Consider the following 13,201-nt stretch of genomic DNA (forward strand, 5'->3'; position numbering starts at 1 on the left):
TGCGCGATCGAGCGGGTCAAAGCGCCCGCCGCCGTGACAGGACAATCCGATGCACGGCAATCCGACAACGCAGGCAGCCATCATCTTGCATGGGACCGGGTTCAGGCGCCGCGCCTCGAAAACCGGTCGACAGGAGAATTCATGAAGCCCTATCAGGCACAGTCGCAGGCACAGTCTCAGGCATTTCGGTTCAGCTTCAAGGCAGCATGCGCCGCCGCCGCGATCATCGGCTCCGCGGCGTTCGGCACGGCGCACGCAGCGGATGCGGGCAACGGCAAGGTGCTTTCCGAAAGCCACAACTGCGCGGCCTGCCACGGCCCCGGCCTCAACAAGCCGGTGAGCGGCGAATATCCGAAGCTAGCCGGCCAGCATGCGACCTACATCTACTGGGCGTTGCGCCAGTATCAGATGGGCAACGGCAACCCGAACTTCGGTCGCAATAACGCGATCATGGCCGCGCAGGTGCAGAACCTGTCGCAGAGCGACCTGAAGGACATCGCCGCGTACATCGAATCGCTCGATGGCAGTCTCGTACTGAAGAAGTAAGCGCGTCGTCGCATCGCAGGAAACGAAACACCCCGCTTTCGCGGGGTGTTTTCGTTTGTGCGCGTGGTGCGTCGGGGCTCAGTCGCGCGTCAGTCGCGCCTCAGTCGCGCGTCAGTCGCGCCTCAGTCGCGCGATGCCCGCCGCTCGATGAGCGCGAGGTACGCATCCGTATCCGGCGGCGTGTTGCTGCGCTGTGCTTCCCAGATGACCTGACCGAGGCATTCCATGATGGCATGCTGCGCGTCGTGCGGCGAGCCGAGCCGCGCGACGAGCTTGTCGTGCGCGCGGCGAATGCCCGGCGGCTGGTCGATCGACAACTGCTCGCTGATGGCGAGATGCATCGACAGGTGCAGGAACGGATTGGTGCGGCCCGCGTCGGGCGAATAGTCGGCCTGCCGCGCGTCCGGGTCCGCAAGTTCGGCCTGATACTCGGGATGCTCGCGGATCCAGTCGGCGGCCATGCTTTCGAGCGGCGTCAGGATGTCGCCCGCGCGCTCCTTGCGCCACGTCTCGGTGAAGAACTGGCGGACTTCGTCGCGGCTAGGGTTGAACATGAGAGTACGGTTCGGCTCGGGAATTCATCATTGTAGATCGCGGCGGCATGTCGGTGCTCGGCCCGCAGGCGAGGTGTCACTCGGCAGGCGCGGGCGTCTTCGGCCGATACTCGCACAGCGGCTCGATCGCGCAATGCCAGCACTCCGGCACGCGCGCCTTGCAGACGTATCGGCCGTGCAGAATGAGCCAGTGATGCGCGTCCTGGATGAACCCCTTCGGCACATGCTTTTCGAGCGCCGCTTCCACCGCGCGCACGTCCTTGCCGGGCGCGATGCCCGTGCGATTCGCGACGCGAAAGATATGCGTATCCACCGCGATCGTCGGTTGCCCGAACGCAATGTTCAGCACGACATTCGCTGTCTTGCGTCCGACGCCCGGCAGCCCTTCGAGCGCCTCGCGATTGTCCGGCACTTGGCCGCCGTATTGCTCGACGAGCATGCGGCACGTCGCGATCACGTTCTTCGCTTTCGTTCGATAAAGCCCGATCGTGCGGATGTATTCCGTCACGCCTTCTTCGCCGAGCGCGAGCACTTTCTCCGGCGTATTCGCCACCGGAAACATCTTGCGCATGGCCTTGTTGACGGAGACATCGGTGGCTTGCGCCGATAGCATCACGGCAATCAGCAGTTCGAACGGTGTCGTGTATTCGAGCTCCGTCTTCGGATGCGGATCGATGCTTTGCAGCGTCTCGAAGATGGCGCGGCGCTTCTTCGCGTTCATTGCGTCGTGTCTGAATCAGTCTCGTTTGGATCGCCGCCTGCATCGCTCGCTGCGCTCGCTTGTTCGGCGAGGCCGAGGCGTTTGCGGCGTGCTTCGGCGGCGTCGATCTGCGCCTGAACGGCGGCGCTGACGTGCTCCGTATTCTTCGGACGTGCGCCGAGCTTGGCCATTTCCTCTTTCTTCTTGCGCGCGCGTTCGAGCGCGGCCTGAATGATGGCGCGTTTCTTCGCTTCAGGGTCTTCCGTCGATGCGGACGGCATAGCCGATGCCGCAGCGGCCGCTGTCTGCGCGGCGCGCGACGCCTGCCGCGCGGACGCTTTCGCTTCGGCCTGCGCGCGCTCGCGTTCCAGCCGCGCGAGGCGTCGGTCATGCCGCGCGCGCGCCGCATCCGCTTGTTCCTGGCTCCATGCGTCCCAGCCGGTGGCGTCGCCCGTGACGGGAATCATCGCGATGCAATCGACCGGGCAGGGCGGCACGCACAGGTCGCAGCCGGTGCACAGCGCGTCGATGACCGTATGCATCTGCTTGGCCGCGCCCGCAATGGCATCGACCGGACATGCCTGCATGCACAGCGTGCAGCCGATGCACAGGTTCTCGTCGATGACCGCGAGCGGTCGCGCGCGCTCGACGCCATGCGTGGTATCGAGCGCGATCTCCGGCTTGCCGAGCAACGCCGCAAGACGCGCGACGCCTTCCTGCCCGCCTGGCGGGCACTGGTTGTAGTTCGCCTCGCCCGCAGCGATGGCGTCGGCGTAAGGACGGCAGGCCGGATAGCCGCACTTGGTGCATTGCGTCTGCGGCAGAAGGTCTTCGATGCGCTCGGCGAGCGTCTTTGAAACAGTTGCGGTCACGTGAAATTGCGCGGTGGCAAATAAGGCGGGCAAAAAGCAGTTGAAACGGCAGCAACGAATAGCGGCAAGAACCAGCGAGAGACAAGACAGCGCGCCCTTGAAAACGCAATGACGCAGAACGCGGTGGCAGCGGCGCAATCCATTGCAGCAGACGTGATTATCGCGCAAGTGCGCGATGCCCGCCGCAGGGGATCCTTATCCTAATTGCCAATGCCTCCATGATGTGCGCATAATCGAAGCGCTTTATCGTTTGACCGCAGGACGGTGTTCCCCCATAACCATGGGCAGCGCCCGTTCACGTCATGTACCCCACTGCGGGCCGCGTGACGCATATCCGGACAACGCGGCTCCCGACTCATGCCATCATGAATCAGCCGAAAATCAAAAGAGATCCCGAAGGGACACGCCGCCGTATCCTGCTTGCCGCCGCGGAAGAGTTCGCAGCCGGCGGCCTGTTTGGCGCACGTGTGGATCAAATCGCCCGGCGGGCAGAGACCAATGAGCGCATGCTGTACTACTACTTCGGCAGCAAGGAGCAGTTGTTCACAGCCGTGCTCGAACATGCACTGTCCGCACTCGTCGAGGCCGAGCGTTCGCTCGATCTCGAGGGCCTCGCCCCTATCGAAGCCATGACGCGGCTTGCGCATTTCGTTTGGGATTACTACCGTGACCATCCCGAACTGCTGCGTCTGATCAACAACGAGAACCTGCACGAGGCGAGATATATCAAGGGATCGAATCGCATGCGCGAGGTGATTTCGCCGGTGGTCGAGACGCTCGCGACCATTCTCGAGCGCGGACAGAAGGCCGGACTGTTTCGCACCGACGTCGATCCGCTGAAGTTCTATATCACGCTGTCGGGCCTCGGTTATTACATCGTATCGAACCGTTTTACGCTTCAGGTGAGCTTCGGCCTCGACTTCAGCGAACCTACGCAGCGCGAACAAATGGTGAAGATGAACACGGAATTGCTGCTTGCATACTTGACACGCCGCTGACGCCGCTAAAAAAGAGCGCCGTCTGAAGAAAAAAACGTCGCGCCTTGCAAAGGGCGCGACGTTTTTCTTTTGCGAGTGGAATCGGTACCGAAGCGCAGGTTGAAGCACTGCGCCGCGATAAATCGACTTACGCAGGGACCGCTTCTTTCTTCGGCGACTTGTCGTGTTCGAGAATGAACTCGCGCAATTGCGGATACACCATCGTGCGCCAGCGCCGGCCCGAGAATATGCCGTAGTGGCCGGCCTTTTCCGCAGTGAAATGGCGCTTGTCCTTCTGCGAAAGGCCTGTGCAGAGGTCGTGCGCGGCGCGCGTCTGGCCGTCGCCGGAGATATCGTCGAGCTCGCCTTCAATGGTGAAGAGCGCCGTCTGCGTGATGTCCTGCGGGCGCACGCGCTCGCCGTTCACGTCCCACGTGCCTTCGGCCAGACGAAACTCCTGGAACACGATGCGGATGGTTTCGAGGTAATACTCGGCGGCCATGTCGAGCACGGCGTTGTACTCGTCATAAAAGCGGCGATGCTGTTCGGCATCGTCGTCGTCCCCGCGCAGCAGGTTTTGATAGAAGTCCCAATGGGCCGTGAGATGGCGTTCGGGATTCATCGCGACGAAGCCCGCATGTTGCAGGAAGCCCGGATACACCTTGCGGCCCACGCCCGGATAATTCGCCGGCACCGTGTAGATGACGTTGTTCTCGAACCATTCGTACGAGTGCTCGCTCGCGAGCGAGTTCACCGATGTCGGGCTGCGTCGCGCGTCGATCGGGCCGCCCATCATGGTCATCGTGCGCGGCGTGTCCTCGCCGCGGCTCGCCATCAGCGAAATGGCGGCGAGCACGGGCACGGTCGGCTGACACACCGAGATCACATGCAGATCTTTCGCGCCGATGTGACGGATGAACTCCTGAATATATTCGACGTAATCGTCCAGATGGAACGCGCCGTTTTCCACCGGCACCATGCGCGCATCGAGCCAGTCGGTGATGTAGACCTTGTGGTCCTGCAACAGCGTGCGGACCGTGTCGCGCAGAAGCGTCGAGTGATGCCCGGAGAGCGGCGCGCACACCAGCACGATCGGCTCGTCCTTGAGCTTCGTCACGGTCGCGCTGTCATCGGCGAACCGTTTGAAGCGCAAGAGCCGGCAGAACGGCTTCTCGATCACCGTCTGTTCGACGATCGGAATGTTGTGGCCGTCCTTGACGATCTGGTGAATGTTGAACTCCGGTTTCTCGTAGTCCTTCCCGAGCCGGTAGAGCAGTTCATAGCCGGCCGCGAGACGCGTGGAGCCGGGAACGTAGGCGAGGGGGCTGGCCGGATTCACGAACGACTTCGAGGCGGCCTGGGCCCATGCCGTGAGAGGAGACAACATGGCCCGCTGAAATTCGTGGATTTGGTAGAGCATGGTGGCCCCAATGACTTCGGTACGAACCGGTAATGCCCGTTGGTCCCGGCAATTCGGCCGGCAAGCTGACCCAACGGCAATCGAAAAATCCCCGCCGTGCGGCTGAACCGCGCCGCGGGGCTGCTGTATCTTGCGCGAAGCGCGTCTTCGCGCTTCGTCGCCGGGCTGTAGCCTTGGTTCTCTACATTAACGACCAGCGTCGCAGAATTTTCATACCAGGCAACAGTTTCCGCCTAACGTTTGCAGAACACAATCGACCGGTCAAAGTTGCTGGTTTTCCCGCAACAGCTTGATCGTTGTGCATTGCACCATTCTAGCCTCAAATGCACCGAGGCTCGTCGTTTCTCAGGAGTCTTCGGTCATGCCGACCGCAGGCTCTTTTCCGGCGGCGCTTCTGTGCGCGTCGGATGGCTGGCCGGTCGCATGCGCCATCGCCTGCTCGTGCTTCATCAGGTTCATCCCTGTATGCACCAGCGCGACGTGCGTAAACGCCTGCGGGAAATTGCCGACCATGCGCTTCGCCACCGTGTCGTATTCCTCGGCGAGCAGCCCGACGTCGTTCGCGAGACCGACGAGACGCTCGAACATCGCGTGCGCTTCGTCGATCCGGCCCTGCAACGCCAGGTTGTCCACCAGCCAGAAGCTACAAGCCAGAAACGTGCCTTCTCCGGGCGGTAGGCCGTCCGCCGTTTCCGTCGTGTGATAGCGCTTCACGAGACCATCGTGCGTCAGGTTGGTCTCGATCGCATGTACGGTGGCGGTCACACGGGGATCGTCCGGCGGCAAAAAGCCGAGCAGCGGTATGAGGAGCAGGCTCGCGTCGAGCGCGTCGCCGTGATAGACCTGCGTGAACGCGTTCAACGTCGGATTCCAGCCTTTTTCGCAGACGTCCGCGTGAATGCGCGCGCGCATGTCCCGCCAATGGTCGACCGGTCCTGCCAGCGCGAACTGTTCGGCCGAACGGATGGCCCTGTCGTACGCGACCCACGTCATGACCTTCGAGAACGTGAAGTGCTGACGGCCGCCGCGCACTTCCCAGATGCCTTCGTCCGGCTGATCCCAGACCGTATCGAGATGCTGGAGCATCGTGCACTGGACGGACCACGCGGTTTCGTCGCTTTGCAGGCCGCCGACGCGCGCGAGATGCAGCGCGTTCATCACTTCGCCGTACACGTCGAGCTGCAACTGCTCGACCGCGCCGTTACCCACGCGCACCGGTTGCGATCCCTCGTAGCCCGGCAGCCACGGAATCTCCCATTCGGCGAGCCGGCGCTCGCCCGCGATGCCGTACATGATCTGCACCTGCGACGGCGCGCCGGCCATCGCGCGGCCGAGCCACGCGCGCCAGGCGCGGGCCTCGTCGTAGTAGCCGCCGCGCATCAGCGCGAGCAGCGTAATGGTGGCGTCCCGCAGCCAGCAGTAGCGGTAGTCCCAGTTGCGCGCGCCGCCGAGCTGTTCGGGCAGCGAGGTCGTCGGCGCGGCCACGATGCCGCCTGTCGGCTCGTAAGCCAGCGCCTTCAGCGTGATGAGCGAGCGGCGGATGGCGCCCGCCCAGCGGCCCGAGACCTGGCTCTTGCCGGACCATTCGCGCCAGTGATTCTCGGTGCGCGCGAGTTGCGTGTGCGGATCGTGGGCGGGCGGCAAGCGCAGATGCGACTGCGAATAGCAGAGCGAGAAGGGCACGCGCTCGCCTTCGGTGACGTCGAAGCAAGCGGTCGTGCGCATGTTCTCGCCGACCAGTTCCACCGGCGTGCGCAGCACCGCGAGGTCCGGCCCCGCGATCGCGCGGATGCCGCTGTCGTTCGGCAGGCGACTGACCCACGGCACCACCGACCCGTAATCGAAGCGCAGCACGAGTTCCATCTTCATGCGCACGACGCCGCGCCGTCCGATCACGATGCGCACCAGTTCCGAATGACCATTGCGCGACGGCATGAAATCGACCACCGTCACCGCGCCCTGCGGCGTTTCGAAGTCCGTCTCCAGAATGAGCGTGTCGTCGCGATAGCGGCGGCGCACGACCGGCGCCTCGCCGTCCGGCATCGACGGCGCGAGCAGCCATCGGCCATGCTCGGGCGTGCCGAGCAGCGCGGCGAAGCACGCGCCCGAATCGAAGCGCGGCCAGCAAAGCCAGTCGACGGAGCCGTCGCGGGAGACCAGGGCGGCGGTATGGCCATCGCCGATCATGGCGTAGTCTTCAATCAGAGCGGGCATAGTGAGCGTGGTTGTGCTGGCGGCGACGCGCCGCGGTCGACGGGTGGCCACGCTCGGGCGGCAAGCCGGAACGACGGGCCGTTCATGTGGTCGCATTCTGCCGCATTCGCTTGGCGCAAGCAGAAAACCGGGCGCGTGCCGTGGCTGCCGGCCCGTCCTGCGACCGCGCGCCGCGCGCGTTGGCGGAAAAGCGCTACTGAAGCGCCGATTAAACCGTTGTCACGCGTTTCGGCTGATGTTTAGAATGGAAGCTAAACGTAACCGCGATGCGCATCACTGCGCCTTCGGCTTCGTTTTCCCCAGTCGGCTTGCCGGGGCGGCCGGCATCATTCGTTGCTTTGCGTTTCGAGGAAACCATCACCATGCTCAATCCGTCGAAAGCAGACTGCATCGCCATTCTTTCCGCTGCGAGCCGCGTGCGCGACAGCGACAACCTGCTTCCTCTCGATCACAAGCGCCTCGGCCTCTCCCGCAACGCGATGGACACGGCTGCCGCTTTTCTCACCGAACGAGGCTGTTTCAGCCGCTACAGCTTCGATATGAGCGGGCTGTCGGTCGGGGCGCTGTCGCTGCAAGGGCGTCTGCGTCTGGATCAGCTTGCGAACGGCTGAACGCCGTCGCCAGCCGCGCGCTTTCGAAGCGCGGCACCTTCCGTCATCCATCACACCCTGCGCACGTTTGCGGCCCGATCCGCGCGTGCGCCTTTTGCGTTCTGCGCTCGGCGCGCGGAACCGCGAGCGCGCATCGCCGTCACAAGTGTGTCGTGCCCATGCCGAATAGTCCGATCAGCCCGATGACGATCAGGTAGATCGCCACGATGAAGTTGAGCAGGCGCGGCATGACGAGGATGAGGATGCCCGCGATCAGCGAAACGAGCGGCCCGAGGCTTACGTGGATGTTCATCGCATCAGCTCCTTTTGTTGGTTAGAGTGCTGTGGCTGGACGGAACGCGCGACGCATCGACCCAGGCTTCGCGCGAGCGGTCCGCAATTTGCTGCCCACGCACGCCAGTCACGCCGGTCACGCGACGCCTGGGCGCGTGATATCCATAACACGCAGCAAACAGTCGATGAGGAGGTCTCATGCAACCGAGCCGTTCCTGCGCCCCGATGCGTGCGCCGTTGCAAGCGCCGCGCCCGCTCTTGCGCGCATGGCCCGCCCGCGCGAAGCCGGCGCGCTGGGCCAAAGGCGTGGCGCTGATGCTCTCACTTGCCGCCGCGCAATCGTTCGCGCAGACGGCCGGCAACGCGACGCCGCCGGCGACCGCCGCGAGCAGTAGCGCAACCGGCGCTGCAACGGGAAACTCAGGAGACGTGTTCGACCTGCTCATCGGCACGTACACGGGCAGCGGGAAAAGCGAAGGCATCTATGTTTATCGTTTCGATGCGGGCAATGGCGAGCTCACGCGCATTGCATCGGCGCAGACGGTGAATCCGTCGTATCTCGTCGTCAGCCGCGATCGAAACTATGTCTACGCGGTGAACGAATTGCCGGGCGACAATGGCCCGGCGTCGCAGCGCGGCGGCGTCAGCGCGTTTCGCTTCGATCGCGCGAGCGGGCAGTTGAGCTTTCTGAACCGCGTGTCGGCGGACGGCAACGATCCGTGCTATCTCGCCATCTCGCCCGACGGTAAGTACTTGCTCACGGCCAACTATTCGGTCGCGGCGAATCCGGGCGGCAGCTTCGCGGTGTTTCCGCTTTCCGCCGATGGACACGTCGGCACGTCGGTGCTGACCGTGCATCACGAAGGCAGCGGCCCGGTCAAAGGACGGCAGGACAACTCGCACGTGCATTCGACTGTCTTCTCGCCCGACGGCAAGTATCTTTTCGCGCAGGACCTGGGCGTCGACAAGGTGTTCGGCTATCGCTACACGCCGGACGGCAGCCGCGGTCTGTTCGGCCCGACCGAGTCGCGCTACACGCCGATCAAACCGGGCTCCGGCCCGCGCCATCTGGTTTTCAACGCGAGCGGCAAGCACGCCTATCTGACGACCGAACTGAACGCATCGGTCCTTGTCTTCGACTACGCCGACGGCAAGCTCACGGAAACGCAGTCCGTGCCGATGACCGCGCCCGGCTTCAAAGGCAAGATCGGCGGGGGCGCGCTGCACCTGTCGCAGGACGGGCGCTTTCTCTACGCGACGAATCGCGGCGACGCGAATCAGCTCGTGGCATTCGCCGTCGATCCGGCCAACGGGCATCTGAAGCTGCTCAAACGCTATCCGACGCTCGGCAAGACGCCGCGCGAATTCGCCATCGATCCGAGCGGACGCTGGCTCGTCGTCGGCAATCAGGAGAGCGACAGCGCGTACTTCTTCCGCCGCGATCCGGCGACGGGCGAACTCGCGTCCGATCCCAAGCAGTTGTCGATCGGCTCGCCGGTCGATTTCAAGTTCGTTTCGCCTTCGTGAGCTCATGACGAAGCGCCGCGCGGCGTTTGACGCGCGGCGCCCCGGCGTCTTACCTTCACAGCGATACGCAGTCCATCGACGATGACAAGAAAAATAGCGGTCAGGGCGGTCACGGTTTCGTTGCTGAGCGCGTGCGCGATGAGTTCTCTCGCCGCGCGCGCCGACGAAGGGCAATGCGATTTCAAGCGCGACTGGATGTCGTCGGCGTGTGAGCGCGTGATGCGCGTCGCGCGCGACGGCACGTGGGATCTCTACGTCACGGGCTACGGCTGGCACATCGACGGTTATCACAACCGCAGCGAGCTGAATCCGTGGTCGTGGGGCGGCGGCGCGGGCAAGCACTGGACCGACGCGAACGGCCACGAAGACATCCTGTTCGCGTTCGGGTTCTCGGACTCTCACCACAACTTCCAGCCGATAGGCGGCTATGCGCGGCAGTGGTTCACGAAGCCGGTGCTGGGCGGCTTGCAGGCGGGCGGCGGCTTCTTCGCCGGCCTCACCGCGCGCTCGGACGTCGCGCACTATTTCCCGTTGCCGCTCGCGTTGCCCATCGGCTCGATCCGCTACAAGCGCGCGTCGCTGATGGGCACGTTCATTCCGCGCCTGCCCGGCCTGAACGACGGCGACGTCGCCTTCTTCTGGGGACGCTACGAGTTCTAGTACGATGGCCGGGCGGCCCGCTTTTGTGCGGGCGTGGAGTTGCATCGTATCGGGAATCGAAAGGTGTCCCGATAATTCGTAAGGTAACAGCAGGGAAGCAACATTGGATACGACCCGTACGCAAGACCCGGCCGAGCGCGCGCGCGCCGGTCACGACCAGCCGGCGCCGCCGGGATTCATCAGCGCGTTCGACTTTGCGGGCGGCGACGCGTTGCGGCTCTCGTGGGACGAGGCGCGCCGGGCCGTCGCGGGCGACGGCTTCACGTGGCTGCATCTTTCGGCCAACGACGACACCGTGGAAAGCTGGCTCGAAGGCGTCACGTCGATGCCGGACGTCGCGCGAGAATTCCTGAACGGCGAGGACAAGCGGCCGCGCGTGCACATGGGCGCGAACTTCGTGTACGGCGTGGTGGCGGACCTCGAACTCGTCGCGGCCGCGCCGGATGCGGCCTCGCCGGGCGTGCGCGAGGCCAATCGGGCGACGAGCGCGCTGCGCTTTTACGTCGACCGCCACCGCATGATTACCGTGCGGGCGCGTCCGCTGCAATCGACCGACCGTCTGCGCCACGCCGTGCTCGAAGGCGCGACGTTCCGCGATACCGTCGACCTTTTCGCGGGCCTGATCCGCGCGCTGAACGAGACCTTCGTCGATCGCATCGACGATATCGGCGACCGGCTCGACGACGTGGAGGAGGGCGTGCTCGAAAACGGTCAGGGGAACTGGCGCGCGCATCTCGGCGACGTGCGGCGCAGGCTCGTGGAGGTGAAGCGCTTCATCGATCCCGAGCGCAATGCGCTGACGCAGCTCGTCACGCGTCGTCTGGAGTGGGCCGAGCCGCGTTCCATGGAGGCGCTCGTGCAGGCCATTCAGGTGCTCAACGGCCTGGGTGCGGGGCTGGAAGGACTCTATGAACGCGCGAAACTCTTGCAGGATGAAATCGCGGCGCTGCTCTCCGAGGACATCAACCGCAAGCTGCTGTGGCTCGCGATCATGTCCGCGCTCTTGATGCCCGCGACGCTTCTCACGGGCATCTTCGGCATGAACGTGGCGGGCTTGCCGGGCACGCACGATCCGGCGTCGTTCTGGATCGTGATCGGCGTGATGGCGGGCTGCGCCGCCATCACGATCTTCCTGCTGCGCAAGCTGCGCGTGTGGTGAGGCGCTGAGCTGATGGCTCAGTCGGCCGGGCCGGGCGGCGCGAGCACTTCGCGATTGCCGTTGCTGCCCATCGGCGAGACGAGCCCGGCCGATTCCATCTGCTCGACGAGACGCGCGGCGCGGTTATAGCCGATGCGCAACTGCCGTTGCACCGACGAAATCGACGCGCGCCGCGTGCGCACGACGAACGCGACGGCTTCGTCGTAGAGCGGATCGGCTTCCGCATCGGGCGTTTCGCCAAAGAGATCCTGCGAGCCGCCTTCCGGCGTCGGACCGGAGAGGATGCCTTCTTCGTACTCCGGCTCGCCGAACTGCTTCAGATATTCGACCACGCGATGTACTTCGTCGTCCGCGACGAACGCGCCGTGCACGCGTTGCGGATAGCCGGTGCCGGGCGGCAGGAACAGCATGTCGCCCGCGCCAAGCAGCGATTCGGCGCCCATCTGATCGAGAATCGTGCGCGAATCGATCTTCGAGGAGACCTGGAACGCCACGCGCGTCGGAATGTTCGCCTTGATGAGCCCGGTGATGACATCCACCGACGGCCGCTGCGTGGCGAGAATCAGGTGGATGCCGGCGGCGCGCGCCTTCTGCGCGAGGCGCGCGATCAATTGCTCGATCTGCTTGCCGGCGACCATCATCAGATCCGCGAGCTCGTCGATCACGACGACGATCAGCGGCAGCGTCGAGAGCGGCTCCGGCGCGTCGGGCGTCAACGAGAACGGGTTCGTGAGCTTCTTGCCCGCGGCTTCGGTGTTGCGCACCTTCTGATTGAAGCCTTGCAGGTTGCGCACGCCCACGGCCGACATCAGCCGATAGCGCTTCTCCATTTCGCCGACGCACCAGTTGAGCGCGTTGGAGGCGAGCTTCATGTCGGTGACGACCGGCGCGAGCAGATGCGGAATGCCCTCGTAGACGGACAGCTCCAGCATCTTCGGGTCGATCATGATGAGGCGCACGTCCTCGGGCTTCGCCTTGAAGAGCAGCGAAAGGATCATTGCGTTGATGGCGACGGACTTGCCCGAGCCGGTCGTGCCCGCGACGAGCATGTGCGGCGCCTTCGCGAGATCGGTGACGACCGGATTGCCGACGATGTCCTTGCCCATCGCGATCGTCAGGTTCGACTTCGACGCGCGATACACGTCGTCTTCGAGAATCTCCGACAGGCGGATCATCTGCCGCCGCGCGTTCGGCAACTCCAGGCCCATGCAGGTCTTGCCGGGAATCGTTTCGACGACGCGGATCGACGTGAGCCCGAGCCCGCGCGACAGGTCTTTCATCAGCCCGACGATCTGGCTGCCGCGCACGCCGAGCGCCGGTTCCACTTCGAAGCGCGTGATGACCGGACCCGCCGACGCGCCCACCACCGTCACCGGCACCTTGAACTCCTGCAGGCGCTGCTCGATGAGTTGGCCGGTATCGGCGAGGCGTTCCTCGGACACGGGCTCGACTTCGTCGGACGCGGGTTCGAGGAGATCTAGCGTCGGCAACTCGACGGCCGACGCTTGCGGCGCGTGGAATTCGAACTCGGTCGGCGTGAAGCCGCGCAGCGGCTGACGCGGCTCGGGAGCGGCGGCGGGGCGCGGTTCGTCGATGGAGGTTGCGCGCGTGGATGGCGCGGTGAACGCGGGCGCGGGCGGCACGGGCAACGCGGACAACGTCTGCGGCTCGTGATCGAGCCAGGGCGG

Annotated in this window: 13 protein-coding genes and 1 pseudogene; 6 read left to right on the plus strand and 8 right to left on the minus strand. The window is 64.5% G+C overall.

Annotated elements, in window-relative coordinates:
- Positions 1 to 141: 141 nt before the first annotated feature.
- On the plus strand, positions 142 to 546 hold the full coding sequence (locus LDZ24_RS04175; protein WP_248321732.1) for a c-type cytochrome: 405 nt from the start codon (positions 142 to 144) through the stop codon (positions 544 to 546).
- Between the two features lie 122 nt (positions 547 to 668).
- On the opposite strand, the gene LDZ24_RS04180 is transcribed toward LDZ24_RS04175, so the two are convergent.
- The 3 genes from LDZ24_RS04180 to rsxB form a co-directional block, all read right to left on the minus strand.
- The gene (locus LDZ24_RS04180; protein ID WP_248321734.1) at positions 669 to 1,100 is read right to left on the minus strand and encodes a DUF1841 family protein; all 432 of its coding nucleotides are present in this window, start codon (positions 1,098 to 1,100) and stop codon (positions 669 to 671) included.
- A 76-nt stretch (positions 1,101 to 1,176) separates the two neighbouring features.
- The gene (gene nth, locus LDZ24_RS04185) at positions 1,177 to 1,821 is read right to left on the minus strand and encodes an endonuclease III (RefSeq protein ID WP_248321735.1); all 645 of its coding nucleotides are present in this window, start codon (positions 1,819 to 1,821) and stop codon (positions 1,177 to 1,179) included.
- Positions 1,818 to 2,672, minus strand: a complete 855-nt coding sequence (gene rsxB / locus LDZ24_RS04190; protein WP_248321737.1) for an electron transport complex subunit RsxB — start codon at positions 2,670 to 2,672, stop codon at positions 1,818 to 1,820. The genes nth and rsxB overlap by 4 nt, the downstream gene beginning before the upstream one ends.
- Before the next feature lie 365 nt (positions 2,673 to 3,037).
- Here rsxB and LDZ24_RS04195 point away from each other — a divergent pair, with 365 nt between their 5' ends.
- Entirely contained in the window at positions 3,038 to 3,670 is a 633-nt protein-coding gene (locus LDZ24_RS04195) for a TetR family transcriptional regulator (RefSeq protein ID WP_244848279.1), read from the plus strand.
- A 127-nt stretch (positions 3,671 to 3,797) separates the two neighbouring features.
- On the opposite strand, the gene LDZ24_RS04200 is transcribed toward LDZ24_RS04195, so the two are convergent.
- The 3 genes from LDZ24_RS04200 to LDZ24_RS04210 form a co-directional block, all read right to left on the minus strand.
- Positions 3,798 to 5,069: a polyhydroxyalkanoate depolymerase gene (locus LDZ24_RS04200; RefSeq protein WP_248321738.1), complete on the minus strand. Its 1,272-nt coding sequence runs from the start codon at positions 5,067 to 5,069 to the stop codon at positions 3,798 to 3,800.
- A gap of 345 nt (positions 5,070 to 5,414) precedes the next feature.
- Positions 5,415 to 7,283 carry a glycoside hydrolase family 15 protein gene (locus LDZ24_RS04205; RefSeq protein WP_248321740.1) on the minus strand — a complete coding sequence of 623 codons (1,869 nt, stop codon included), beginning with the start codon at positions 7,281 to 7,283 and terminating at the stop codon, positions 5,415 to 5,417.
- 208 nt (positions 7,284 to 7,491) lie between these two features.
- On the minus strand, positions 7,492 to 7,647 hold the full coding sequence (locus LDZ24_RS04210; protein WP_248321742.1) for a hypothetical protein: 156 nt from the start codon (positions 7,645 to 7,647) through the stop codon (positions 7,492 to 7,494).
- Between LDZ24_RS04210 and LDZ24_RS04215 the strand changes: the two genes are divergently transcribed.
- A complete protein-coding gene (locus tag LDZ24_RS04215; protein ID WP_175939890.1) occupies positions 7,646 to 7,894 on the plus strand; it encodes a hypothetical protein in 249 nt (82 codons plus the stop codon). The two genes, LDZ24_RS04210 and LDZ24_RS04215, sit on opposite strands and share 2 nt — an antisense overlap.
- 139 nt (positions 7,895 to 8,033) lie before the next feature.
- Here LDZ24_RS04215 and LDZ24_RS04220 read toward each other — a convergent pair whose 3' ends face one another.
- Positions 8,034 to 8,186 (minus strand): DUF3096 domain-containing protein, encoded by a 153-nt coding sequence (locus LDZ24_RS04220; RefSeq protein WP_175939891.1) that lies wholly within the window; start codon positions 8,184 to 8,186, stop codon positions 8,034 to 8,036.
- A gap of 179 nt (positions 8,187 to 8,365) precedes the next feature.
- On the opposite strand from LDZ24_RS04220, the gene LDZ24_RS04225 reads away from it, so the two are divergent.
- The 3 genes from LDZ24_RS04225 to LDZ24_RS04235 all read left to right on the plus strand — a co-directional run bounded on the left by LDZ24_RS04225 (position 8,366) and on the right by LDZ24_RS04235 (position 11,513).
- A complete protein-coding gene (locus LDZ24_RS04225; protein WP_371747387.1) occupies positions 8,366 to 9,694 on the plus strand; it encodes a lactonase family protein in 1,329 nt (442 codons plus the stop codon).
- 138 nt (positions 9,695 to 9,832) lie between these two features.
- A complete protein-coding gene (locus LDZ24_RS04230) occupies positions 9,833 to 10,354 on the plus strand; it encodes an antimicrobial peptide resistance and lipid A acylation PagP (protein WP_248321743.1) in 522 nt (173 codons plus the stop codon).
- 103 nt (positions 10,355 to 10,457) lie between these two features.
- A complete protein-coding gene (locus LDZ24_RS04235) occupies positions 10,458 to 11,513 on the plus strand; it encodes a transporter (protein ID WP_248321744.1) in 1,056 nt (351 codons plus the stop codon).
- Positions 11,514 to 11,530: 17 nt separating this feature from the next.
- Here the strand turns inward: LDZ24_RS04235 and LDZ24_RS28095 are convergent.
- Positions 11,531 to 13,048: pseudogene (locus tag LDZ24_RS28095) on the minus strand (DNA translocase FtsK); the annotation flags it as partial.
- Positions 13,049 to 13,201: the final 153 nt, after the last annotated feature.

Source organism: Caballeronia sp. Sq4a (assembly GCF_023170545.1).
Classification (GTDB): domain Bacteria; phylum Pseudomonadota; class Gammaproteobacteria; order Burkholderiales; family Burkholderiaceae; genus Caballeronia.